Raw genomic sequence first — 25060 nt, 5'->3', positions numbered from 1 at the left:
CGGCAGGCGGGTTGCTCACCCGTACCTATCGGTTTGGTGACGTACAATACTCATAACATGCCGACCCTGCTTTCGTCGTGACGAATGCGCTACAACTGGGCGCAGCGAAATGCGCTCCATCTGCTCTTGGGCAACTCTCTGTGACTAGTTATGACATTCATCGACGGATCAGACGCGACCGAACGCCCTTCATACCGTGACGATGCGTCACAGGCTAAAACCTCTTCCTGCAATATATGCTCGGGTTACCATACCGCACGTACTGCTAATGCCTGCCGCAAGAGTCGGTGATATTCGGAACGAGGGATTTCTATCGTGCCGAATTGTAACATGTGTGGCCCAACAATAAATTGCGAGTCGAGCAAGACGAACCCACCGTGTCGCAGACGCTCGACCAAATGTACCAGCGCAACCTTGCTGGCATCACGCACGCGGTGGAACATGCTTTCGCCAGCAAAGAGACCACCGATGGCGACGCCGTATAAGCCCCCAGCCAGTTGCCCATCGCGCCAGCACTCGACACTGTGGGCGTATCCTAGACGGTGTAATTCCGTGTAAGCACGGATAATTTCAGGTGAAATCCAGGTTGTTTCGCGACCAGGAGCTGGTTCAGCACAGCCCCGAATGACTTCTTCAAATGCAGTATCAAAGGTGACGGTAAAGACACCTGCACGAACGGTACGGGCCAGCCGTCGGGGAACGTGAAACCGTTCGTCAAGCGGGATAATCGCACGCCGCAGCGGTTCGTACCAACCGATTTCGCCCCGCTCATCCGCCATCGGGAAGATGCCTTGACGATAGGCATTCAAGAGCAACTCAGGAGAAAGGATTGTTCTGGTCATTGCTAACGCCTCAAGCGCGCCAAACCGGTACTGATAATAGCGACGCACCAGCCTAACAGGATCAGCGTCAGGATCAGACCAATTCGTAGTGGCCATTCGCCATCAGGCAGCAGCCGGGCAATGAGTAGTGGTGCACCAATGATACCATAGATGAATACCTGAAGGAGCAGCGGCATCGGTAAGATTGCAATGGTCATGCTGGGCCAGGAATAGTGATGAACGGTGATGAACACGTAACATAAACCGTAGCTAATGGTTGCATTCATCAGTGCCGCGAGCAGGTCAGCCGATAGACCGAAGGGCAAGGGTGTGAGGAACGATGGTGGTGTCGATGATCGTAAACTGAGTAGACCGATTAACAACTGAAAACTGGTGAAGACCAGAAAGGTAAAGAGTCCGCTCCATGACCCCGGTGTCCACCAACGGTACCAGTACAGAGCAACGATGATCAGTGCCGGCAGCGCATCGGGCCAGGCCGCCGGCAATGAACGAATCGGATCAAATGGCGTAGTCAGCACTGCCCACAGCGAACCGGGAGTCGGTATTGCTTGCAGTGTGTAAAGGAACCGCCAGAATGGTTCGAGTATTGTGCCTGACTGACCGGCAACTAATGCCAGCACATAGAGTGGCGTGCGTTGCCACCACCACAGCCAACATGCAAGTACGTAGAGCACCAGTGAGATGATAACCGCAAGCAGAGCATTTCCTCCTCATCCCATCATTGACTTCACTGCCAAAAGGCAATCATCTCACCACAGAGACCACAGAGATCACAGAGACTACAGATAGATTTATCTTCTGTTCAAAATAGAGCGTAAAAATTTTTCTTATATGCCTTAAAGGGTTGAAAAAATACCCTTTTACTCATAAATCTTGCACGCTCTACGCGCCCTATGTGCTCCATGATGAGTTTTTGCAGTAGACTCATCATCGTTTCATGATGGGCACCGCTACACCCATTGGTATTCTCGCACCTGACCATCTTCGATAGTGAAGAGTTGATCGGTTAAGCCATATTCACGCTGGACTGAATCGAGCTGAATTTGATGGGCAATGCTGGTGAGAATGCTCTCATCGGCATCACTGAAGGCGATCAGAAAATCGCGATTGGGAATACCGATGACCATATTGCCCGGAAAATGTGGTTTCCAGCTCACCAGCAGATCAGGTAATAACAGTCGTGTTGCGTCATAGCCATCTTGTGAATGAGCGATAATCAAGCGCTGCGCACCCTCGCCGCTGATCAAGAACTTTGCCCGCTCTTTCGTTCGTGCCGCCAGATTGGCAAGGGCATACTCGTGGAGCTGATGTTCACCGACTTGCCAGCGTTCGATGTGGCGTTCGTTGATGTAGGCTACACTTTGCGGTTCATCAATGACGTAGGTAATGATCAGATCGGCCAGAAACGGACGATAGGCAAGCATTGGTAATTTCTTTTCAAAGACAGCGTTGAGCAAGACGATTGGTTTGAGCATTGGCATAACGCGATGCGCGACTTCGCTGAAGGTGCGCGCCTCGCGGACCGGTATTTGATCATGCAAGGTGCGCAAGAGCGTTGCATACACCAGTTCAAAGTGCTCTGGCGCCTGACGGTACGCATGATAGAATGCCGTCAAATCGACGCGCAGGTGACGTTGACCGATCCGCACCTGTACCACCTCACCTTCACGACTGAGCACCTCGATGGTCGGTTCGTCTCGCAATCGTTGCTCGATTGTCGCGGCAAAATCAGATCGACTGAGCGGGGGGTGGTTAGTCATAGATCGGTATCCTTCACGTTGATGACCTCAAGACCCTGTTGCCAGACACGGCGTAGGGTAGCGACCGGTACATCGATCAAAGTTTGTTGCTGCCAGGTGATATGCAGCGTTGGATTCACCGTTACTACTCCCAACCGAAATAGTGGTAATCCGCTCAAGGTGTCCTCGAATACTGCGGTATGCGCCGGATCAACCGCGATCAAGAAGCGGCTGGGTGTCTCGCTGAACAGCGCCGTTATAAAATCGCTGTGTATCTCGTCGAGCACAAGGTGTAAGCCCAATTCACCGGCAATCGCCATTTCTGCCGCCGCGACCGCCAGGCCACCCTCGCTAAGATCATGGCAGGAACGTACCAGACCGGCCCTTATTGCCCGATGAAGAGCGCGGAAGGTTGCCGGTGCTGTTGCCAGATCGACCTTGGGCAATGCGCCGCCATCTTCAATCATACCGATTGCAGCCAGATGGCTTCCGGCAAATTCGGATCGGGTGTTCCCCAGCAGATAAACCACATCACCGGCTTGCTTCAAGTCCATGGTAACACACTGTCGCACATCGGGCACCTGTGCCAGTGCCGAGATAAGCAGGGTGGGCGGAATGGCGACACGCCGACCATCGGCATCACGATATTCGTTATTCAGCGAGTCTTTGCCGCTAATGAAAGGAGTTCCAAACGCGACTGCACCGTCGTAGCATCCGGCAGCAGCCCGTACTAAGCCGGCCATCCGATCGGGTTGCTTCGGATCACCCCAACAGAAGTTATCGAGAATGGCCGTCTGATCAGGGTCACCGCCGACGGCCACAACATTCCGCAGCGCCTCATCGATTGCGGCCAGCGCCATCCAGTATGGGTCATGCAAACCGTACCGCGGGCAGATGCCAAAGCCCAATACCAGCCCGGTTGGCTCGCCGGGCAGCGGCTGGATGACCGCAGCATCTGAGGGTCCGGCCAGATGAACCCCTACCAGTGGTTTGATAACTGTTCTCCCACCAACTTCATGGTCGTAAGTACGAATAATGCGCTCTTTGGAGGCAATCGATGGATGCGCCAGCAAGCGCAAGAGAGCCTGATCAGGGGCTACCGTTGTCAGGTGCGGTGACCGAGACAGAGCTGGCGAAGGCTGCCATACCGCCGTCAGCACCCGCTGCGGACGGCCATCGTGGAGAAATTGCATGTCGAGATCGACGACCTTTAGATCGCGATAAAAGACTCGCAATCGTCCATCGCTGGTAAACCGTCCAATTGGCGTCGCTTCTACCTCTTCAGCCGTGCAGAGGGTGAGCAGGGCGATCAGACGATCGGGCGGCACTGCAAGTACCATTCGTTCCTGAGCTTCGGAGAGCCATATCTCCCAGGGTTGCAGACCGGCATACTTGCACGGTACATGCTCAAGGTGTACTTCCGCCCCCAATGCTGCCCCCATCTCACCGATAGCCGATGAAAGACCACCTGCCCCACAATCGGTAATTGCAGAATAGAGACCGGCATCACGTGCCTGTAAGAGCACATCGAGCATCTTCTTTTCGGTGATCGGATCGCCGATTTGTACTGCACTCCCTACCTCGCTCGCCGTAGTATGGGTAAGTTCGATACTGGAAAAAGTCGCCCCATGAATCCCGTCGCGCCCGGTACGACCGCCCATTACGACAATAATGTCGCCCGGACGCACATTGCGCGGGTGGAGACCGCGCGGCGCCAGGCCAACAGTACCACAGTAAACGAGTGGGTTGGCCGTATAGCCGGGGTCAAACAACACTGCCCCGCCAACAGTTGGAATGCCTAGCTTATTACCGTAATCACGGATACCGGCGACTACTCCACTGGCGATCCGGCGTGGATGGAGCACGCCTGGCGGAGGCGGCGGTGCATCGGGCATCCCAAAGCAAAGGACATCGATGTTTGCAATCGGTTGCGCCGACACACCGAGCACGTCACGAATCACGCCGCCAACACCGGTATTGGCGCCACCGAATGGTTCGAGTGCGCTGGGGTGATTGTGGGTTTCAACTTTATACGACACCTCGTGCTCGGAACCAAAGGCGAGGATACCGGCATTATCAACAAAAGCACTCAACACCCACCGATCATCACGCCTGGTCAGTACTTGCTCGGTTGCCCGCATCAAATATGTGCGGATAAGGCTATCAATGGTGCACTCGCCGCCGGCAAGCTGCGTCAACATCGGATACAGATCAGGCTGCGCAGGTGGTTCTTCGGGCGTTTGCGTATACCGTACTCGCGCCTTGAACGTCTTGTGAGAACAGTGCTCACTCCAGGTTTGCGCAATCGTCTCCAGCTCACCATCGGTTGGGTCGCGCCCCTGAGCAACGAAATAAGCCTGAATTGCACGCATTTCGGCGAGATCGAGTGCCAACACGCCACGTTGACTAATAGCGATCAACTCAGCATCATCGGCGGATCGGAGGGGGATCGTTGTTACGACCGGCTTGGTTGGCGTTGGCTCGGCAACCAGCATGGTGTAGAATGCAGCTCGTGTCGTTGTCTGCTCACCGGGATGGTAAGCGATTGTCGTTTGCACAATATCAATTGCCAACTCAGCCGCTGCCTGCACCGGGTCAGCAGTAGCCGGTAAGAAATACCGACGTAGCGATCGGGCATGTTCAAGACTACGCACACCAAGCCGACGTGCGCCCTCGACCACACTCTCACCTTCGCTATCGGTGACACCGGGCCGATACGCTACTTCGACGACCAGCAGATCAGTTTTGGGTAAGAATGGATCGGTTAATGGCTGATCAGGGTTCACTTCCTGCCAGTGAACCTGTTGCACGACCGGATCGTGAAGCAAATGTTCAACCAACGACGTCACTGCTGCCGGAGTAAGTTCGGCTCCGGCTAACAGATAGAGGTGCTGCGGCCCGTCAATGCCTCGTGAGGCAACGGTCACAAGATAGAGCGGCATAGCTTCTCCAGAACAAGAATAGTGATACGCAGCCGTTCCATATCGGCAACTTTTGCGCACGCATATCGTTTATAATCTTGAGTATACCATCTTCTCTCGTCTGTTTTGCAGTGTGGAGCATAATATGTTGTTGCCAAGACCCCGGATAATATACCTTGTCATTGGATTGCTTTTAACAATGGTACCGACAATAACCATTGCCCAGCCTACCGCGACCCTGAGTGGGATTATCACTTACCGTGAACAGATAACCCTTCCTGCTGATGCTCTGGTCACGCTCCAGATTGCCGAAGTTACCGCTCAGGGTACCGGCGGTCGGGTGATTGCCGAGCAGACCTTTAGCACCGGTGGCGCACAACCACCATTCCGCTTCAATCTCGCTTACAACCCGGCTATTATCGATGCCGGTCGAGTGTATACCCTCCAGGGACGCATTCAGTCGGGTGGGCGCATCCTCTTTACGACCTACACCCTCATTCCGGTCATTACCGGCAGTGCACCGCGAAGCGATATTCAGGTTGTAATGACCTCGGTGCGTGGCAGTAGCCTACCAGCCGCCGGTAGTCATTTGTGGTTGGTGGGATTGGCGCTAGGGCTAGGCGGACTTGGGGGATTGGTGCACGGAATACGATACCGCAGACGAGCGTGGTAGACAGTCGAGGCGCAGCATTGCTGCGCCCCTATTCAGGGTTCCCGATAGCTCTCAATCCCAGCCAGGGTCTGCACTTATGACGGTTCCCACACAATCAATGCCGCATGCGGTACCAGTTCATCGCGAATATGATTGTAGAGAATACCGCGTACCGTAAAACCGTTACGCAATTGTGGAGTGAGCGTCGGATCGGCCAATTGCCCGGCGACCACAGCAGCAACGTACTCTTCGACGGACATGCGGTCGCGGTGGTCAACATAGCCGGGCAACATACCACCCGCCACCATCCCACGCAGCCCTAGGCGTCGGATTAAGGCCTTGCGGGCGTCATATAGCATCCGGCTGATTCCTCGCCCGCGATACGCAGGATGCACACTCATATCCGCGCCGTACAGCCATTCACCGTCTGGATCATGGTGCCCAAAATTGCCATGATCGACAATCTCTTCAAATGTGTGCTGTTGAAAGACCTTTTCACCGCGAATGCGGAAGGTACTACTCTGACCGACAACCCGCTCATTGTCAAGTGCCACGTGTTGCCCTTCGGGAAAAATGCGTAAATGTGTGGCAAAGTTGTCCGCACTAAAGTGATCTTCCGGATCAAGCGTAGGAAAACAGATTTGCTGATGGATCACCAGTTGCGGAATATGTTCGGGCCTGGTTTGCACAACAACAATGGTCATACACTTCTCCTGAAAGCATGGGCTGATCTGATCAACCAGCCCATGTTGACCTGCCCATCCAGCGATAGCTAAGAGCTGCTACTGTCGGAACGCACCGATGAGCACCTCCAGGCCTTCCTCAAGCTGATCATCAGTGATCACCAGGGGTACCAGTAAGCGGATACAATTCACGTACAAACCGGCTCGCATCGCCAATACCCCGCGTTCGAGGGCGCGACCAAGGATTGCCAGCACCTCTTCAGCCGCCGCCGGTGTGCGTTTCTGGCGATCTTTGACCAGTTCAATCCCGATCATTGCCCCAAGACCGCGAACATCACCAACTAGCGGATCGAGCGTGTCATCGGCCAAGAGTGGTTCAAAACGGGCACGGATTTGTCTTCCAATCACCTTTGCCCGTTCCAACAACCCTTCACGTTCAATCAGATCGATAGTCGCCAGGGCAGCTACACACGCCAGTGGATTACCGCCATACGTACCACCAACCCCACCGTAGTGCGCACAATCCATAATGCGGGCACGGCCAATGGTCGCTGCCAATGGCATACCGGCGGCAATGCTCTTGGCAGCAACAATAATATCCGGTTCGACCCCAAATTGCTCGATGGCAAACAAGGTACCGGTGCGACCAAATCCACTCTGCACTTCATCAACGATGAGCAGTGATCCATTGCGCGTACAGAACTCGCGCAGACGACGCATAAACTCAACCGGTACCGGAATAAAGCCACCTTCGCCCTGCACCGGTTCAATCAACACCGCTGCAATAGTTTCTGGGTCAACACCCGCGATTTGCATCCGCTCAAACGCAGCCCAACACTGTTCAACCGCTTCCTCTTCACTCACCCCCATACGGTACGCATACGGGAACGGCGCCCGATAAATCTCCGGCGCAAACGGACCAAACTTCTTCTTGAAATACGTCCGTGAGGTGAGCGATAAGGTCAGGAGCGTTCGACCGTGATACGCACCATCAAACACAATGATAGCCGGACGACCGGTAGCGGCGCGGGCAAACTTGATCGCATTTTCGACCCCTTCGGCACCTGAATTGGACAGCAGCGTCTTACACGGCTCACTGATCGGCGCCAGTGCGTTTAGCCGTTCACATAGAGCGACATACGGTTCGTAGGTGCCGACCAGTGCCGAAAGGTGAATCAGTTGCTCGGCCTGCGTTTGAATGGCTTGAACAACTTCTGGCGGACAGTGCCCAACGGCTAGTGTGCCGATTCCACTTACAAAATCGATCAACGTATTCCCATCAACATCCGTTACCAGTGCACCCTGCCCAGAAGCAATCGCAATCGGTGTTGCTCGCCCCAAACCGGCGACTACTGCTGCATCGCGGCGCGCCAGTAGTGCACGTGAACGCGGGCCAGGAATTTCGGTAACAAGACGAATATGGCGCACAGCAGGCGCAGTCATGATATGCACTCCTTTGTGTATTCACTACGATCTTCGCTCGATAGCGAACATTATACCATTACCGTATTCCACGAGGTGAACGATGCAAGCGTTCGATAGCATGAGAAGTGAACGACAAGCGTCTCCTGGCATACTTTTCCCTCGCTCAACAAGAGTATTGGCAACCGGCCCAGGCAGGCACTTATGGTACAGGTACAACAAAAAATGCTGTCATGTTCAGATCAAGATAGACATGGGGAACGATAAACCACGCTGCGGCACACAGGATGGAGGTAGAAAAGGCTTCGCAGTTGCACATTGTTTTGACGATGCTACCGATCAAGACAGTTATGGATTGATACGACGCACCATTGCACACACTTGTGCAACCTGTTGGGGATGACCAATCACCACCGGATTCGGCAAGCGAATCGTTTGCAGGAGTGTCATCCAATCGGGTAAGGTACCCTCGAGTGGACAGATAGTGCCTCCGGCGGCCTGAACAATTGTCCAACCGGCGGCAACATCCCACACCTTTGCCCGCCCAATAATGGCAGCTCTAGCCTGACCGCGAGCCACATAGCAGCAATCGGCTGCCACCGACCCCAACACGCGCACCTTACCGGGGTAGTGAATGGTGTAGGAACGGTGAAAGGTAGAAGGAATGGCAATCCAGTCGTTAGGACCAGGTGGCTGAGGAGGTGCCACCTGAATAGGAAGATCATTCCAAAATGCCTTGCCACCGGCAACTGCCCAATAACAATCGCCCAACACCGGCAGGTAAATGACACCAGCCTGCGGCTCACCACGCCGGATCAGCCCGATTGAAACGGCCCACAGCGGTAATCCCGACACAAACGAGCTGGTACCATCTATCGGGTCGATCACCCAGATGTACTCGCGGTCGAGACCCATTGGATCGCGTTCTTCGCCTATCACGCCGTGATCGGGAAAGTGAAAATGGATCGTATCGCGCAACCAGTCTTCAATTGCCCGATCAGCAGCCGTTACCAAACTCTTATCGAGTTTCCGTTCTGGCGATACTTGATTGAAGTACGAACGCAAAAGCATGTTACCGGCTTGCTGCGCCCAGGCGCGTATGAGCGCAATCTCTACCTCCACCTATGCCTCCGCCGATCATAGGCCGCAACGTCCGTCTGCTGCGGCGCGTTATATTATTGTACTACTAAAGCGAAACGAGCGCAGCATGGTAGGGCATAGCGACGCTGCTTCTCAACAAGGTGGGAAAAATATGCAGATATTATTCGCAACCTGGCAGTCCATACTATCGGCAACGCAAACACAACCGCAATGGCACGAGCGACTGCTGAAGTGGTATCACCACCGGCTTGAGAAGACGCTACACCTCGTCATTCTGCGCGAACCGTACTTGAGCCGTATCCTCAGCGGGCAAAAACGGATCGAAAGCCGATTTGCATGTGATCGCCGACCGCCGTTTGCTCGTGTCAACCTTGGCGACATACTTCTGCTCAAACGTGCTGGTGGGCCGCTCGTTGGACTAGCGCTGGTGAAACATGTGATCAGTCGCGCATTGACGCCTGATGTGCTCGATGAGATTCGCTACAATTACGCTGCCGATCTTGCCATTGACGATCCTCACTTCTGGCAGATGCAACTTCACAAGCGCTATGTGACTCTGATCTGGATTGATGAAGTCTATCCACTCTCCCCGATTCCACTGTCGCATCGTGATCGCCGTGGCTGGGTGGTCATTGAGCGATAATGGGTGCTCCTTCGTAGCTGGAGATGTTCAGCGTTTTCAGTTCCTGCGCTGCGTAGGTGAGGCGATGAAAACGCTGGCAAAACTCTACCTCGTACCAACGATGGATTGACTCGCCCTTTAATCTGTGATATTTTGTGAATGGTTTCACAGAAAGGACGTAAAGGATGACATCGCTATCATTAGATACTCAACCCGCACGGCGCCCCCGAATTGTGATTGTTGGCGCGGGTTTTGGTGGTCTTGCTGCTGCACGTACTCTGGCAAAGGCTCCGGTTGATGTGTTGCTGATTAATCGCACAAATTACCATGGCTTTTGGCCGCTTCTCTATCAGGTTGCGACTGCCGGTCTTGAACCTGAATCGATTGCGTACCCGGTACGGGCTATCTTGCGTCGGTACCGAAATGCCGATTTTCTGCTGGCTGAAGTGCGCGGAATTGATGTTCAGCGCCGGCTCGTGCAGACCGATCTCGGCGACATCACCTACGATTACGTGGTCCTGGCAGCCGGTAGCACAACGAATTTCTTCGGTAATGAACGAATCGCCCATTACACCATGGGGATGAAAGACCTTAACGAAGCCCAACGGTTGCGCAATCACGTGTTACTGTGTTGTGAACGAGCCGCCGCCGAGACCGATCCGGACAAGCGGGCAGCATTATTGACCTTCGCCGTGGTTGGGGGTGGTCCTACTGGCGTCGAGCTGGCAGGTGCGTTTGTCGAGCTGATTCGACACGTCATTCGTCATGACTATCCAATGCTCGATGTCCGTCAGGCGCGTGTTGTGCTGATCGAAGCCACCGACCGCATTCTAGCCTCGTTCCCCGATTCTTTGCAGCGTGCAGCGCTCATGCGTTTGCAGCGCATGGGGGTTGAAGTGCGGCTGAATACACCGGTAGCCGATGCTGATGCAACCGGATTGCGTTTTCGCAATGGCGAGCAGCTCGTTGCCAAAACGGTCGTCTGGGCGGCAGGAGTACGCGGGGCGCCGTTGGCCGATGCGCTTAGTGTATCGTTGGCCCGAGGCGCACGAGTGCCTGTGACGCCGTTGCTTACGCTTCCGACAGACGAGCATGTCTTTGTGATCGGTGACATGGCATACCTGGAAGGCTATCGTCCCGGTGTCGCGTATCCCATGGTGGCGCCGGTAGCTATTCAGATGGGTGAACAGGCAGCGCGCAATATTCTCGCTCACATGAATGGTCAGCCAATGCAACCGTTTCGTTACATCGACAAAGGGCAAATGGCGACGATTGGGCGCAGTGCTGCTGTGCTTGATGCGTTTGGCATTCGCCTGAGCGGTTGGCTGGCCTGGGTTGGCTGGTTGTTTGTGCACTTGATGGCCCTGGTCGGGTTTCGCAATCGAGCACTGGTTCTGCTCAATTGGGCGTATAGCTACTTTACCTATGACCGTGGGGTGCGCTTGATTTTTGGTCTTGGCGCCGAGGAGCAGACGGAAGAGATGCTGCGTAAATAAGATCTGTCACGTTAATGGTGTGTTCTCAGTGAAGATGTCACCCGTTCCTATCACGATTTGAACCACTGTAGTGATGCGGCGCTGCCGCGCCGCCGCGCCCTAAGAGCCTGAACAAACACCCGGCTTTCTCATTCATTAGGCACGCACCAAACCCGTGCGACCATTGCGTGAGGGGTGTCCAGCATTCGTTCGTTCCCCCTCGCCTACCTCCTCTCCCTGTGGGGGAACGGCAGGGGGGGAGGGGAGGCGCGGGGCGCCCTCACCCCCAGCCCCTCTCCCGCGCTGCGGGAGAGGGGGAGCTGGTTGGCGGACTCAGTATTGAACCCCACGGAGTCGAAGTTCTCGAGGGGTGATCTGACAAGCGGGAGAGGGGGAGCTGGTTAGCGGACTCAGTATCGTTGACAGACGCAGGCGCAGGATCACCACTGCTATGCTACCCTCCCTCTGCCGCTCCCTGTGGGGGAACGGCAGGGGGGCCGGGGGAGGCGTGGGGCGCCTCCCCCAGCCCCTCTCCCGCGCTGCGGGAGAGGGGGAGCTAGTTAGCGGACTCAGTATTAAACCCCACGGAGTCGAAGTCCTCGAGGGGTGATCTGACAAGCGGGAGATGGGGGAGCTGGTTAGCGGACTCAGTATCGTTGACAGACGCAGGCGCAGGATCACCACTGCTATGCTACCCTCCCTCTGCCGCTCCCTGTGGGAGAACGGCAGGGGGCCGGAGGGGAGGCGTGGGGCGCCTCACCCCCAGCCCCTCTCCCGCGCTGCGGGAGAGGGGGAGCTAGTTAGCGGACTCAGTATTAAACCCCACGGAGTCGAAGTTCTCGAGGGGTGATCTGACGAGCGGGAGAGGGGGAGCTGGTTGGCGGACTCAGTATTGAACCCCACGGAGTCGAAGTTCTCGAGGGGTGATCTGACGAGCGGGAGAGGGGGAGCTGGTTAGCGGACTCAGTATCGTTGACAGACGCAGGCGCAGGATCACCACTGCTATGCTACCCTCCCTCTGCCGCTCCCTGTGGGAGAACGGCAGGGGGCCGGAGGGGAGGCGTGGGGCGCCTCACCCCCAGCCCCTCTCCCGCGCTGCGGGAGAGGGGGAGCTGGTTGGCGGACTCAGTATTAAACCCCACGGAGTCGAAGTTCTCGAGGGGTGATCTGACAAGCGGGAGAGGGGGAGCTGGTTAGCGGACTCAGTATCGTTGACAGACGCAGGCGCAGGATCACCACTGCTATGCTACCCCCCCTCTGCCGCTCCCTGTGGGAGAACGGCAGGGGGCCGGAGGGGAGGCGGGGGGCCCCACCCCCAGCCCCTCTCCCGCAGCGCGGGAGAGGGGGAGCTGGTTGGCGGACTCAGTATTAAACCCCACGGAGTCGAAGTTCTCGAGGGGTGATCTGACAAGCGGGAGAGGGGGAGCTGGTTAGCGGACTCAGTATTGAACCCCACGGAGTCGAAGTTCTCGAGGGGTGATCTGACGAGCGGGAGGGGGGAGCTGGTTAGCGGACTCAGTATCGTTGACAGACGCAGGCGCAGGATCACCACTGCTATGCTACCCTCCCTCTGCCGCTCCCTGTGGGAGAACGGCAGGGGGCCGGAGGGGAGGGTGAGGAGGCATAATCTCCCCCTTCCTCTCCCGCAGCGTGGGAGAGGAAGGGGGCCGGGGGGAAGGTGAGGGCCGCCAGGCGTGCTCTGTAGCACCGACTCTGAACCCGTGCAACCCGTTTCGGTCGCGTCGTGGAGCCGCATGCGTTACGCGAAACACTCTATCGCGAACCATTGTTAAGCCTTATCACATGCTCTTACTCCATTTTTCCATCTTGTGTTATATTTGGACATATCAACTGTATGTAAACCAAACAGGCGCGCTGCAACCTTGTTCATCAGATGCGAGTCATAGTCATAGTATGATGCAGCTTGCGACTGTTGTAAGAGGTGGAGGAACGCCGTGCCATTCTGTCCCCAATGTGGTGTTGCCAACCCGGATAGTGCTCGCTTTTGCGATCAATGTGGCGCCCAACTCATTCCGGTACCATCAAAACCGGCCTCACCGTCAGTTCAGCCTGTTACCCCAGCGGGGCAGGTGACCGGTGCGCCTGTCAGCGCCGGGCCGTCGAGTTGCCCACAATGCGGCGCTGGTGTCATTCCAGGCGAAGCATTCTGCGACAATTGTGGCGCACCGCTACTCAACTATTCCCGGACTGCTCCGCCAGTGGCGCCCGATCTGCCCTTTCCTGGCGCCCCACCTCAGCCCGTTTACCCACCACCGCAACCGGCAACGATCCAGGGAGGGAAGCCGACCCCAGTGCCACCACCAAAACCATCAATACCACCTACGGCGCCAGTCACGCCATCTCCACCGGTTGCTCCACCAATTCGCAATTCACTGGCCGGAATCCGTCTTCGACTGCGGAGCGGGGCAGTGTTGACATTGCCCGCAGCAACACAAGCTTTCATTGGTCGTGCCGATCCGGTCAGTAACTTCTACCCTGATATTGATCTAACCGCTTATGGTGGTCTTGAACACGGTGTTGGTCGGCGCCATGGTCGTTTCATAATCCAACAGGGTCTGGTCTATTACGAAGACCTTGATAGTACAAACGGCAGTTTCCGTAATGGTATTAAACTACCACCACGTCAACCTCAACCGCTCCAGCATGGTGATGAACTACGTTTGGGCAAGCTCTCGCTGGTTATTGAGATACCGTAATTGAGCATACGACGTATGAAAATGACAGACTCCTTGCGAATTGGAATTGTCGGTGTTGGCGGCGTTGGCGGTTATTTTGGCGCTCGTCTGGCTCAAGCTGGTCACGATGTATTCTTCATTGCCCGCGGTGAGCATCTGGCTGCAATGCAGCGGCATGGTTTGCGCGTGCAAAGTATCGCCGGTGATTTTACATTGCCTGAAGTCAAAGCAACCGATGATCCGGCAACAGTAGGGCCGGTCGATCTCGTGATCGTAGCGGTAAAGGGGTGGCAGGTGCGTGAAGCAGCTATGGCCATGCGCCCCATGATTGGGCCACAAACGGTTGTTCTGCCACTGCTCAATGGGGTCGATGCCCCTACCGAACTGGCAGAAGTGCTCGGCGCCGACCACGTCCTGGCCGGATTATGTCGGATTATTGCCTATCGTGCTGCTCCGGGAGTGATTGTCCACGCCGGTGTCAATCCGCCATCCATCGACTTTGGTGAGCTGGATAATCGTCGCACCCCGCGGCTAGAACGGATCAGGGCAGCGTTTGCAGGGGCCGGTATTCAGGCGCACATTCCTGACGATATTCACGTGGCGCTTTGGCAAAAATTTATGCTCATCTGTGCCTGGAGCGGATTTGGGGCAGCAACACGCGCTCCTATCGGGGTCTGGCGCTCATTGCCTGAAACCCGACCGCTAGTCGAGCGCTGCCTGCAAGAGGTTGTAGATGTTGCAAGGGCGCGTGGTGTTGCGATGCCAACACAGGCGGTCGCGGCGATGATGGCATTCATTGATAGCATGCCATACGATGGAACTGCTTCGCTACAGCGTGATATGATGGCCAGGCAACCTTCAGAACTGTCTAGCCAGACCGGAGCACTGGTGCGGTTGGCGCGTGAGGCAGGCGTGTCCGTTCCGGTGAATGAGATGCTGTATGCAATTTTGCTGCCGCAGGAGCTGGCAGCACGAGGTCAATTACCAGAACAACGCTAAGGCCTATCTGGAATACCCTGTCGCAGAAGAAGATCGGTTGGGGCGCAGCGCCGCTGCACCCGTACATCGATCAGGTTTCATCCGCTGTCCTGTTAGACAATTATTCGGATAGGCTCTCAATACCAGAGATGAGGATTTCCAGATGTCTGCACGTCTTCAGTATTTGCGCGAACGTCTGCAAACCGACGGCTGGGCTGGTGCCGTGCTGATGCCATCGATTAACCTGACCTATCTGACCGGCCTGCGATTTCATCCCGGTAAACGGTTGACCCTGCTGCTGCTATCAGCCGGTGACACGCCACCGGTAATGGTGTTGCCCCAGCTCGAACTTGAACGAGTACGAGCCAGCGTGACGTTTGAGACCCGTTTTTTTGCCTGGAACGATGCCGAAGGGCCTTTAAAGGCGCTGGCCACCGGTATGGAAGCGGCTTTTGGCGCTGGTGTACCGGCCAGGCCCATTGCGATTGAGCATACCGTGATGCGGGTGATGGAATTACATGCGCTTGAAATGGTCGCTCCTGGTATACGAACCGGTGATCTTGATCCGCTGTTGAGCGAACTACGGATGGTGAAAGATGCCGAAGAACTGTCGTTCATGGAACGGGCCGTCGCTATTGTAGAACAGGCCTTACAAGCGTTCTTACCGCATATCCGTCCTGGAGTAAGCGAACGTGCCCTCTCGCGGATGCTCAGCGAGGCAATCCTGGTTGCCGGCGCCGATAGCGAGAGCTTCGCTAATATGATCGCCAGTGGTCCTCATGCTGCCAATCCTCATCACGAAAACAGTGATCGCTTACTACAAACCGGTGATCTGGTCATTATTGACTGTGGTGCCGTCTATCGCGGATACCATTCAGACATTACGCGCACCATCGCGGTTGGTGAGCCTGATCCGGTTGCCCGGCATATTTATGAAATTGTATTAGCTGCCAACACAGCCGGACGCAATGCTTGCCGTCCTGGTGTTAGTGGTGCGGCTATCGATGCCGCAGCCCGTTCAGTCATCGAAGCTGCCGGGTATGGTGCGGCGTTCGTCCATCGTACCGGTCATGGTCTTGGCCTTGAAACGCACGAGCTGCCCAATATTGTGGCCGGGAGTGACACACCACTCCGCCCTGGAACCACCTTCACCGTTGAACCCGGTATCTACTTGCCGGGTCAATGTGGCGTGCGGATCGAGGATGATGTCGTAATCACCGAACATGGGAGTCGGTCGTTAACAACATTTCCTCGTGAACTTATCGTTGTTTAACCGGCAGCGGCGATCAGTCCGCTCCCCGCTCGATGATGCCAGGGACTGTTAGCTGATGCCGTACTCATCGTAGGGGAATGCCGTCATTCGGCCTGCTCTCTCAGCGTGTGTTTGAAAAAAAGTCATAGAATTAGGGCCTATCCAACATCACCTCACGACGGATGAACCTCGGTGATGGATGCAAGACGATTCACAAGCGGGGGCGAGGCGTAGCCTCGCCCCTACCGGTATCCACGACGATGGTCACGGAGCCTGTGGCGCCGACCGTCGTCGTACCTCAAGGAGATAACGCTTTCGGATGGTACGTCGATCTGACTAGAGACGACCTGCGCTAACCTTCATCACTCGGAACAGGGTATTCCGGATCGGCACTTAGCGCTACCGAAGCTACGCTTCAGCAGTCCACGCCGATCACGTCGCGAAGAGAATATACAGATACCCGCTCACACGACGCAACCGACCCCTACCGTTCGCCGAGCAATTCTGCCATCACTGCTGCAAAAGCCTCACGAGATGGACGTAAACGATTTTCGGAGAGCGCAGCAATAGGCGTATTCCCGATACCCAGCGTTTCAGCCAGCGTTGGCCGATGCTCATTGAGATAGATGAGACCGGTCACAAACTCATTCGTGGATCGCGCCTGTTCGAGCAGCAAGAGCGCCGCACTGCGATCGGTCGGATCGTAATCACGGTTCAGTTTACGTAATCGAATGACCGGCCCATCATGGAGCTGCACGTCACGCACTTCACCAGGTTCATAATCGACGGCAATTTCTTCGTAATGAGGAACAAAGCTAATATCGTGAAGTGGTGACTCGTGCGTTTTACCGTAGGTATAACTTTTCGTTGAACGGTCGTGGTTGTTAAACGTTACACAGGGACTGATAATATCGATCACAGCCGCACCGTGAAAATGGAATGCAGCTTTAATGAGTTCGCGCACCTGCTTTGCGTCACCGGCAAACGAACGGGCAACAAAACCACATCCGGCTAGAATAGCTTCTGCACACACATCGATTGGTGGAAAATGATTCACCCCGGCATGTTTCAGTTCTTGACCTTCATCAGCCGTGGCCGAAAACTGGCCTTTGGTCAGGCCATACACACCGTTATTTTCAACAATGTAGACGACAGGGACATTGCGGCGCAACAGGTGAATGAATTGCCCTAAACCGATACTGGCAGTATCACCATCGCCGCTAACGGCTAATGGGCGCAGCGTATGATTGGCGAGATGCGCACCGGTAGTCACCGCAGGCATCCGTCCGTGTAGTGAATTGAAGCCGTGAGACCGGCCCAAAAAGTAGGCGGCTGATTTGCTCGAACAGCCGATACCGCTCATACGGATAACCGTGTGTGGCGGGAGCGACAGCTCAAAGGCGGCGGCAATGATCTGGCTAGCGATTGAGTCGTGACCACAGCCAGCACAGAGGGTCGAAGGTGCACCGCGATAATCGGCTTTGGTTAAGCCAATGGCATTGTGTGTCATAGTTCCTCCTGCCGGGCAGGATATTCAGCAAGATATCTTTTACCGCGTAGTCTCAACGTGTATCCCTTTTCTTAAGTGCCGGTACCGACCAACAATGACGACTCGCGCATTTGTTCCAGGCAGTTGAGGACCTGATCGCGCACAAAGGGGGCTGTTAACGGTAAACCATCACACCAGGCTACCGAACCGAGACGGGTGGCATGGGCCGGGCAGTGCAGTTGTAGCAATTGCCGGAGTTGTCCATCGTGGTTCTGTTCGACCACAACACAATACTGGTGACGGGCGATAAACTCGGTGACCTCTGCACCAAATGGCAGGGCACGTATGCGCATACTGCTGGTCTGAACACCGGCAGCAGCCAGTAAGTCGCGTGCCTCGCTGATGGCCGGTGCCGTAGAGCCAAATCCGATCAGGCCAATCGTTGCCTGCGGGTTGATCTCAATCACTGGACGAGGCACCAGCCGCCGTGCTGTTTCATGTTTCCGCCAGAGACGAGCCATATTGCGTTGCCAGTCATCGGGGTGTTCACTATAAACATTGCGCTCATTGTGACCCGTTCCACGGCTGAGCGTAGCTGCCAGCGGGTGTGGATTACCCGGCAGTGTCCGATAACCGATCCCGTCACCGTCAACATCGGCAAAGCGGGCATAGGTCTTTAACCGTGTCAAATCCTCGGCGCTTAACACTTTGCCACGTTGAAGTGGTTGTTCGGGATATGGAAAAGGATGACTCATCCAGATGTTCATCCCCAAATCGAGATCACTCAATACGAAGACCGGCGTCTGTAACTGTTCGGCCAGATCGAAGGCCATCTGTGCATCACTAAAGCACTCTTCCATTGTCCCCGGCAACAAGATGACGTGTCGGGTATCACCGTGACCAAGATAATAGACGGAAAGCAAATCACCTTGCGCAGTGCGTGTTGGTAAGCCGGTTGACGGCCCAACCCGCTGGACATCCCAGATAACCGCAGGGATTTCGGCAAAGAAGCCCAAGCCGGCAAATTCGGTCATCAGCGAAATACCCGGCCCAGACGTGGCCGTCATCGCACGGGCACCGGCCCAGCCAGCACCGATCACAATCCCAAGGGCTGCGATTTCATCTTCAGCCTGAACAATCGCACAGGTGGCGCCGTCGGTCGCCGGACGTAGGCGTGGCAAGTAGCTCTCTAAGGCCTCGATCAGGCTACTCGATGGTGTAATCGGATACCAGGCAACCACACCAACACCGCCGGTCAACGCACCAATGGCGGCCGCGGTATTACCGTCGATCAGCATCATCCCGCGTGTTGCGTGCATACGATGCACACGGTATTTTCCGTGTGCGGGTGAAGGTTCGGCAGCAGCCCATGCCTGCGCCGCCCGGATCACCGCCAGATTCAGCTCAATTGCTGATGGCCGACCACGAAACTGTTGCTGCAAAGCGGTCAGTAACGCAGTCTCCTCAATGCCGAGCAATGCCGCCAGCACACCCACATAAACCATGTTGGTCGCGTAAGGGCGCAGCCGTTGGTTGACGCCTACCTGATCCAGAATGTGCCGCACCGGAATTGCAAGTGGGATGATGTCCGAGCGTTGCGGCTGCCATAGGCCGTCGGCAGGATAGAGACAGATACCATCGGTTGGCAGTTGTGCCAGATCGTCATCGGCAGTGCGTGGATTAAACGCAACCAGAATCGGGGTAACCGCAGGACGAGCGATATAGCCAGCCTGACTGACCCGTAGTGTGTACCAGGTCGGTTCACCCTGAATGTTGGAGGGGAAGAGGTTCTTCCCAGAGACGGGCACACCCATCTGAAAGATGGCTCGCATGAGTACCATGTTGGCCGTTTGACTGCCAGAGCCATTCACGGTAGCCGCAGTGATGGCAAACTCATTTACAACTGGTTGGGGGAATTGCATAGCTTCCTCGCAAGACACTCAACGTTGAGCGATAGCGTTTATTATACGAGTGAAGGGTAGTGTATGGCAAGAGAGGGGAAAGGGCTTGTCAGAAGTTTTCTTTGACCGGGAAGAGTGAATGGCAAGGAGTTGTCATGCTTCGGGCCATTCGTCGAAGTTGATGCGTAGAGGCGATGCGTCGCCTCGTCCGCGGCGATGTCGTCCTTAAAAAGCGATTGTCTCCCCGTGCTGATGGTTATTTGCTGGCCTTCCCTCTTCACCATCTGGTGCCCTACCGCCATGCGACCAGATGTTTTACCGGTGACCAGTTTTACCCGTTTGCCTCAGCGCACAAGTCTCTAGTCCCTGATCCTGACCCTTTGGTCAAAGAGTTTATCTGGCGGCGTGAAACTCATTTGTGCATTCTTTTCGCTAGACATATACAGCAAAAGTATGTATAATGTGCAAAAGGTTGCAAGTAATGTCTAAGGGAGCATGCTATGCCCTACCGCATTCGTCGCCGGGCCCATGATCTGATCTGGGTGGTGATGGAGGATCATTTACATTTGTCTGAAGCGGAACGGTATTACCATGAAATGTGGCGCTTGCTCGATCAGTGTCCGAAACCAACCGATTTGCTCGTGGATGGCCGACGAATCTCTGGTGCTGACCGTGGCGCCCGGCAGCGTACTGAGGCAATTGTGCATCATAAGCATTTAGGGCGAATCGCATTTATTGTTTCCGAACACCATTTGCTTATCTTTGCACCGCTGGTTCGTTTTGTGAGTGGTATTGGTTTATTTGCTACCGAGCAGGAAGCACTGCGTTTTCTCGGTACAGTGATGGAGTATGGTGATTGACGTTTGCCTACCTTGATGTCGGTAGCCTGTGCTTATATGCACAGGCTTTGTTCGTTTCATGTTCAGATTGTATTTTGTGTCATATAATTGCATAATATATCCAGGACATCTAGGTCTAGAGGCAAGGAGCAATGACGCTATGGGCCAACCACTTGAGTTTGTGATGATACTCGGCTTACAGCGCTACAGTCAGGATTTTTTTCGTCGCGCTGAAGCTGAGGTTCGCAAAGAGGTTCCCGATTTTCGATTGCATATCTTTGAGGATCGTGATGTAACCGCCCGTTCAGCAGAGGTGGAAGCGGCGATTGCCCGCTGCCGTTGTCTGATTCTCTCACTGATCACCCTGAATGAAACGGCGGAGGTGCTGATACCGATGGTCGAACGTCACGATCCGCCAGTTGTCTTTTCGTTCGAGGGGCTGCCGGAGGTGATGCGGCTGAACAAGGTTGGTTCGTACAACCTGAAGGCCGGTAAGGGGATGCCCAAACCGGTTCAGAACGTTGCCCGGCTGCTCGTCGGTGGTCGCGAAGAAGACGCTCTGTATGGCTACGTAAAATTGCAGAAGATTACTTCAAAGCTAATCAATTTTCTGCCCGGCAAGCGATTAAACGATTTTCGGAACTGGACAAATGTCAATAACTACTGGAATCATCGCAGTATTGCCAATGCAGCCAATATGTTTAAGCTCATTTTGCGTGAATACTGCGAAATGAGCCATCTGCACGTTGATCCAGTCGTTGAAATGCCAAATATGGGTTTTGCCCATCCTGATGCGCCACGACTCTTTGCCAGTCCTGCCGAATATGAACGTTGGGAGAAGGATCGCAACCGTGCGCGCAAAGGAGTGTCGCCACCATTGGGTACGGTGGCGCTCTTGTCATTCCGCGCTCATATCTTGTCCGGTGCTGATTACCATTACAAGATCGTGCACGCATTGGAAGCTGCCGGCTTGCGCGTCTTGCCAATCTTCGTGATGGGGATCGAGAGCCATATTGTAGTACGTGAGTGGCTCACCCGGATGAATGTTGATCTGGTGATCAACACGATGGGCTTCCCCCTTGTAGGCGGCCCTGCCGGTTCAACCAAGGCCGGGTTGACGGTCGATGTTGCCCGTGAGTTGCTAAGTAAGCTTGATACGCCGTATATTGTGGCGCAGCCGTTATTCGTGCAAGACGAGGATGATTGGCGTGAGCGTGGTGTTGGTCCACTCCAAAGCACGTTCCTCTTCAGTTTGCCTGAGATGGATGGTGCAGTAGCGCCGGTTGTTCTCGGTGGCATGCGTGGTAGTACGATCTCCACAGTGCCTGACCGCCTCGAACGGTTGGCCCGCATAGCTCGCGGTTTTGTGCAGCTACGCAAGAAGCCGAATCGCGACAAGAAGGTGGCGATTATTGTTTACAACTATCCGCCTGGTCAGGGTAAGGTAGCTACAGCAGCACTCCTCGATGTACCGGCAAGTCTGATTGCCATTCTCGACCGTCTGACTGCCGAAGGTTATCAGGTGGGGCGTTATCCTCGCGATCCGGCAACTTTTGCCCGCTGTCTTGAAGGGTTAGTCAATGATCAGCCGTTGCCACCCGGTCATCCACCGGTGGTCATTGGCACGAGTGCCGACCGCCAAGACTTTTACCGCTGGTTGCGGCCGAGTGATCAAGAGCGGATCAATGCCCGTTGGGGTGAGTTTCCCGGTGATATTGCACCCTTGGGGCGCGATAAGGTACGGTTGGCAGGAACGCAGATTGGCAATATCTTTATCGGAGTGCAGCCGGTAATCGGGATGCCCGGTGATCCAATGCGGTTGTTGTTTGATAAGGAGAACACACCTCACCACCAGTACGCGCTCTTCTATCGCTACCTCAGCGAGAGTTTCGGCGCCGATGCCATTATTCATCTTGGTATGCACGGTACTGCTGAATGGATGCCCGGTGTTCAGTTAGGGGTTACCGACCGTTGCTGGCCTGATATTTTGCTCGGTGAGATACCAAACTTCTACGTCTACCCGATCAACAATCCCGCTGAAGCCAATATTGCCAAGCGCCGTGGCTACAGCACAATCATCGGTCACGCCATCCCTCCGTATGGCCGGGCCGGTCTGTACCGTGAGTTGCAGGCTCTGCAAGACTTGTTGACCGAATATCGCGAGCGTCCACCTGCGCTCGCAGATGATGATCAAAGTCCAGAAGCAGTCGCGATTATGCAGAAGATCGCCCTGCTTAACCTCGACCAGGAGCTAGCACGCCAGCCCGGTGAGTCGTTCAGTCGCTTTGCATCGCGGGCTTATGCCTATCTGCGCGATTTGGCCGCGACGATGATCACGGATCGTTTGCATATCCTGGGGAGTGCACCGCCGCCTGAAGAGCAGTTGACATTGATCGTCGAAACGCTGAAGGTGCCACGTGGTGAGTTGCCTGGTCTGGCCGATCTGTTGTTGTCGGTGCGGAAATCTGGCCTGCGATACAGTGAAGTACTCACAAAGGCTCGCCAGGGTGATCCCGATGCGTTAGCCTTACGCGAAGAGATTGAAAGCCGTTGTACCGAACTGGTCCAGCAAACGGTATTTGGTCATCTACCGCCTGAGCAGGCTGCGCGTCAGGTTGGTTTATCTTCCAGTAGTGAGTTGGCCGCATTGGTGCACCATGGTCGGGCGCTCCTGGCTGCACTTCGCGACAACACCCAGGAACTGGATTTTCTAATGCGCGGTCTGGCCGGGCGTTACATCCCCGCTGCCCCAGGTGGCGATATTATCCGCGATGGCGTCACCGTCTTGCCCACCGGTCGCAACATCCACAGTATGGATCCGTTCCGCGTACCAACCGATAGCGCCTACGAGCGTGGCCTTCGGATTGCCGAAACGCTGATTGCTACCCATCGGGCCGAGACCGGCCAGTATCCAGAGACTATCGCGCAAGTGTTGTGGGGTCTCGATGCCATTAAAACGAAGGGCGAATCTATCGGGATTGTGCTGGGGTTGATCGGCGCCCGACCGGTCAAGGATGGTCAGGGTAAAGTGGGCCGTTATGCGCTGATACCGCTAGCCGAGTTGGGTCGGCCACGGATCGATGTCCTAATGACGGCGTCCGGCATCTTCCGCGACATCTTTGCAGGTACGATGGACATGCTCGATCGGCTGGTAAGGGAAGCGGCTGCTGCCGATGAACCGCCAGAAATGAATTACATCCGCAAGCACGTCCAGGAGATGATGGCTTCCGGGAAGAGCTTCGATCAGGCAACGGCGCGTATCTTTACGCAGGCTGCTGGAACTTACGGTACCGATGTCGATGAAGCTATCGAAGGAAGTGCCTGGGAGAAACGCGAAGAGTTGGAGGAACTGTTCATCAAGCGTAATGCTTACGCCTTTGGCGGGCGCCAAAATGGTGAGGCCCGGCCAGAGGTCTTGCGGGCACTCCTTGGCACGGTGAGCCGTGTCGCTCAGGAGATTGATAGCGTCGAATACGGTTTGACCGATATGCAGCACTACTATGGGTATTCGGGTGCACTGAAAGCGGCTGCCGAACGGGCGACCGGTCAGCGGGTGCCGCTCAATTTTGTCGAGAGCTTCACGGCTGAAACGAAATTGCAAACCCTGGAACAGACCCTACGGGTTGAATACCGCACGAAGTTCCTCAATCCGAAGTGGTATGAGGGGATGTTGCGCCACGGACATAATGGCGCTGCCGAAATTGCCAGCCGGTTTACTTATATGCTAGGCTGGAGCGCAACGACCGACGCTGTTGATCAATGGGTGTACGATGAAGCAGCGCGGACGTTTGTCCTTGATGATGCAATGCGTACTCGCATCGAAGCACTCAATCCGGCTGCGGCGCGGAATATGGTGGGTCGCTTACTCGAAGCGAATGCGCGTGGCATGTGGCAGACCGATGAAGAGACATTAGAGCGGCTACGCGAGTTGCACGCCGATCTAGAAGATCGGTTAGAGGGCATTACCGGTTAACCTCAAGCAGGTGTTTAAAACCGCTTGTGGGAGCGGAAGGTTGCCAGGGGGGATGGTGAGGGTGCATCAGTTGCCCACCACCGTTCCCCTCATCATTCTAGAGATGCCGTTGATCGAGTTTTATCAAAAGCCCAAATTTTTGATGAGGCTTATCGTTTCTCGTCATTGCAGCCGATGCCCCCGCTGAAAGCCTGATCAAAACCACGAGTTTCTGATCACGTGTAGCGCGGCCCTGGGTGGCGCGGGCCTTGTAGCGCGGGCCTTGTAGCGCGGGCCTGTAGCCCGCGTCTCCTGACATCCGCCGCAGACCTGGGTGGCGCGGGCCTGTAGCCCGCGTCTCCTGACATCCACCGCGGCCCCAGGTAGCGCGGCCCTTGTAGCGCGGGCTTTTAGCCCGCGTCTCCTGACATCCACCGCGGCCGCAGGTAGCGCGGCCCTTGTAGCGCGGGCTTTTAGCCCGCGTCTCCTGACATCC

General features: G+C 55.4%; 17 protein-coding genes. 8 read left to right on the top strand and 9 right to left on the bottom strand.

Annotation, left to right across the window (positions count from 1 at the left end; genetic code table 11):
- Positions 1-245: 245 nt before the first annotated feature.
- The 4 genes from aat to purL form a co-directional block, all read right to left on the bottom strand.
- Positions 246-842, bottom strand: coding sequence for a leucyl/phenylalanyl-tRNA--protein transferase (aat, locus tag QTO31_RS18755; protein WP_301430666.1), 597 nt, complete (start codon positions 840-842; stop codon positions 246-248).
- A 2-nt stretch (positions 843-844) separates the two neighbouring features.
- Positions 845-1516: a hypothetical protein gene (locus QTO31_RS18750; RefSeq protein ID WP_301430665.1), complete on the bottom strand. Its 672-nt coding sequence runs from the start codon at positions 1514-1516 to the stop codon at positions 845-847.
- Between the two features lie 276 nt (positions 1517-1792).
- Positions 1793-2602, bottom strand: a complete 810-nt coding sequence (locus QTO31_RS18745; protein ID WP_301430664.1) for a DUF1444 family protein — start codon at positions 2600-2602, stop codon at positions 1793-1795.
- The gene (gene purL, locus QTO31_RS18740) at positions 2599-5523 is read right to left on the bottom strand and encodes a phosphoribosylformylglycinamidine synthase subunit PurL (RefSeq protein WP_301430663.1); all 2925 of its coding nucleotides are present in this window, start codon (positions 5521-5523) and stop codon (positions 2599-2601) included. The genes QTO31_RS18745 and purL overlap by 4 nt, the downstream gene beginning before the upstream one ends.
- A 124-nt stretch (positions 5524-5647) precedes the next feature.
- Here purL and QTO31_RS18735 point away from each other — a divergent pair, with 124 nt between their 5' ends.
- On the top strand, positions 5648-6175 hold the full coding sequence (locus QTO31_RS18735) for a YbaY family lipoprotein (protein ID WP_301430662.1): 528 nt from the start codon (positions 5648-5650) through the stop codon (positions 6173-6175).
- 74 nt (positions 6176-6249) lie between these two features.
- Here the strand turns inward: QTO31_RS18735 and QTO31_RS18730 are convergent, their stop codons facing one another.
- The 3 genes from QTO31_RS18730 to QTO31_RS18720 all read right to left on the bottom strand — a co-directional run bounded on the left by QTO31_RS18730 (position 6250) and on the right by QTO31_RS18720 (position 9381).
- On the bottom strand, positions 6250-6858 hold the full coding sequence (locus tag QTO31_RS18730; RefSeq protein WP_031460515.1) for a GNAT family N-acetyltransferase: 609 nt from the start codon (positions 6856-6858) through the stop codon (positions 6250-6252).
- 78 nt (positions 6859-6936) lie between these two features.
- Positions 6937-8280 (bottom strand): aspartate aminotransferase family protein, encoded by a 1344-nt coding sequence (locus QTO31_RS18725; protein ID WP_301430660.1) that lies wholly within the window; start codon positions 8278-8280, stop codon positions 6937-6939.
- Positions 8281-8607: 327 nt separating this feature from the next.
- Positions 8608-9381 (bottom strand): inositol monophosphatase family protein, encoded by a 774-nt coding sequence (locus QTO31_RS18720; protein ID WP_301430659.1) that lies wholly within the window; start codon positions 9379-9381, stop codon positions 8608-8610.
- 130 nt (positions 9382-9511) lie between these two features.
- Between QTO31_RS18720 and QTO31_RS18715 the strand changes: the two genes are divergently transcribed.
- The 5 genes from QTO31_RS18715 (at position 9512) to QTO31_RS18695 (ending at position 16404) form a co-directional block, all read left to right on the top strand.
- Complete coding sequence (locus QTO31_RS18715; protein ID WP_301430658.1) at positions 9512-10003, top strand: ASCH domain-containing protein; 492 nt, start codon at positions 9512-9514, stop codon at positions 10001-10003.
- A 164-nt stretch (positions 10004-10167) separates the two neighbouring features.
- Positions 10168-11478, top strand: a complete 1311-nt coding sequence (locus tag QTO31_RS18710) for an NAD(P)/FAD-dependent oxidoreductase (protein WP_301430657.1) — start codon at positions 10168-10170, stop codon at positions 11476-11478.
- A 1934-nt stretch (positions 11479-13412) separates the two neighbouring features.
- Positions 13413-14174 carry a zinc-ribbon domain-containing protein gene (locus QTO31_RS18705; RefSeq protein ID WP_301430655.1) on the top strand — a complete coding sequence of 254 codons (762 nt, stop codon included), beginning with the start codon at positions 13413-13415 and terminating at the stop codon, positions 14172-14174.
- Positions 14175-14189: 15 nt separating this feature from the next.
- Positions 14190-15152 (top strand): 2-dehydropantoate 2-reductase, encoded by a 963-nt coding sequence (locus QTO31_RS18700; RefSeq protein WP_301430654.1) that lies wholly within the window; start codon positions 14190-14192, stop codon positions 15150-15152.
- Between the two features lie 142 nt (positions 15153-15294).
- On the top strand, positions 15295-16404 hold the full coding sequence (locus tag QTO31_RS18695) for a M24 family metallopeptidase (RefSeq protein WP_301430653.1): 1110 nt from the start codon (positions 15295-15297) through the stop codon (positions 16402-16404).
- A 463-nt stretch (positions 16405-16867) separates the two neighbouring features.
- Here the strand turns inward: QTO31_RS18695 and QTO31_RS18690 are convergent, their stop codons facing one another.
- Complete coding sequence (locus QTO31_RS18690) at positions 16868-17893, bottom strand: 2-oxoacid:ferredoxin oxidoreductase subunit beta (protein ID WP_031460655.1); 1026 nt, start codon at positions 17891-17893, stop codon at positions 16868-16870.
- A 71-nt stretch (positions 17894-17964) separates the two neighbouring features.
- A complete protein-coding gene (locus QTO31_RS18685) occupies positions 17965-19794 on the bottom strand; it encodes a 2-oxoacid:acceptor oxidoreductase subunit alpha (protein ID WP_301430652.1) in 1830 nt (609 codons plus the stop codon).
- A gap of 479 nt (positions 19795-20273) precedes the next feature.
- Here QTO31_RS18685 and QTO31_RS18680 point away from each other — a divergent pair, with 479 nt between their 5' ends.
- Positions 20274-20633 carry an STAS/SEC14 domain-containing protein gene (locus QTO31_RS18680; protein ID WP_301430651.1) on the top strand — a complete coding sequence of 120 codons (360 nt, stop codon included), beginning with the start codon at positions 20274-20276 and terminating at the stop codon, positions 20631-20633.
- A 139-nt stretch (positions 20634-20772) separates the two neighbouring features.
- The gene (gene bchH / locus QTO31_RS18675; protein ID WP_301430650.1) at positions 20773-24585 is read left to right on the top strand and encodes a magnesium chelatase subunit H; all 3813 of its coding nucleotides are present in this window, start codon (positions 20773-20775) and stop codon (positions 24583-24585) included.
- Positions 24586-25060 lie beyond the last annotated feature (475 nt).

Source organism: Chloroflexus sp. MS-CIW-1, from assembly GCF_030444705.1.
GTDB lineage: Bacteria > Chloroflexota > Chloroflexia > Chloroflexales > Chloroflexaceae > Chloroflexus.
This window is presented reverse-complemented; position numbering and strand designations above follow the sequence as displayed.

Excerpts from the sequence above, each read along its gene's own strand:
- QTO31_RS18690 (WP_031460655.1), bottom strand. The coding sequence starts at position 17,893 with ATGACACACAATGCCATTGGCTTAACCAAAGCCGATTATCGCGGTGCA.
- QTO31_RS18700 (WP_301430654.1), top strand. The coding sequence starts at position 14,190 with ATGAAAATGACAGACTCCTTGCGAATTGGAATTGTCGGTGTTGGCGGC.
- QTO31_RS18735 (WP_301430662.1), top strand. The coding sequence starts at position 5,648 with ATGTTGTTGCCAAGACCCCGGATAATATACCTTGTCATTGGATTGCTT.
- QTO31_RS18725 (WP_301430660.1), bottom strand. The coding sequence starts at position 8,280 with ATGACTGCGCCTGCTGTGCGCCATATTCGTCTTGTTACCGAAATTCCT.
- QTO31_RS18685 (WP_301430652.1), bottom strand. The coding sequence starts at position 19,794 with ATGCAATTCCCCCAACCAGTTGTAAATGAGTTTGCCATCACTGCGGCT.
- QTO31_RS18695 (WP_301430653.1), top strand. The coding sequence starts at position 15,295 with ATGTCTGCACGTCTTCAGTATTTGCGCGAACGTCTGCAAACCGACGGC.
- QTO31_RS18730 (WP_031460515.1), bottom strand. The coding sequence starts at position 6,858 with ATGACCATTGTTGTTGTGCAAACCAGGCCCGAACATATTCCGCAACTG.
- aat (WP_301430666.1), bottom strand. The coding sequence starts at position 842 with ATGACCAGAACAATCCTTTCTCCTGAGTTGCTCTTGAATGCCTATCGT.
- purL (WP_301430663.1), bottom strand. The coding sequence starts at position 5,523 with ATGCCGCTCTATCTTGTGACCGTTGCCTCACGAGGCATTGACGGGCCG.
- QTO31_RS18745 (WP_301430664.1), bottom strand. The coding sequence starts at position 2,602 with ATGACTAACCACCCCCCGCTCAGTCGATCTGATTTTGCCGCGACAATC.
- QTO31_RS18680 (WP_301430651.1), top strand. The coding sequence starts at position 20,274 with ATGCCCTACCGCATTCGTCGCCGGGCCCATGATCTGATCTGGGTGGTG.
- QTO31_RS18715 (WP_301430658.1), top strand. The coding sequence starts at position 9,512 with ATGCAGATATTATTCGCAACCTGGCAGTCCATACTATCGGCAACGCAA.
- QTO31_RS18710 (WP_301430657.1), top strand. The coding sequence starts at position 10,168 with ATGACATCGCTATCATTAGATACTCAACCCGCACGGCGCCCCCGAATT.
- bchH (WP_301430650.1), top strand. The coding sequence starts at position 20,773 with ATGGGCCAACCACTTGAGTTTGTGATGATACTCGGCTTACAGCGCTAC.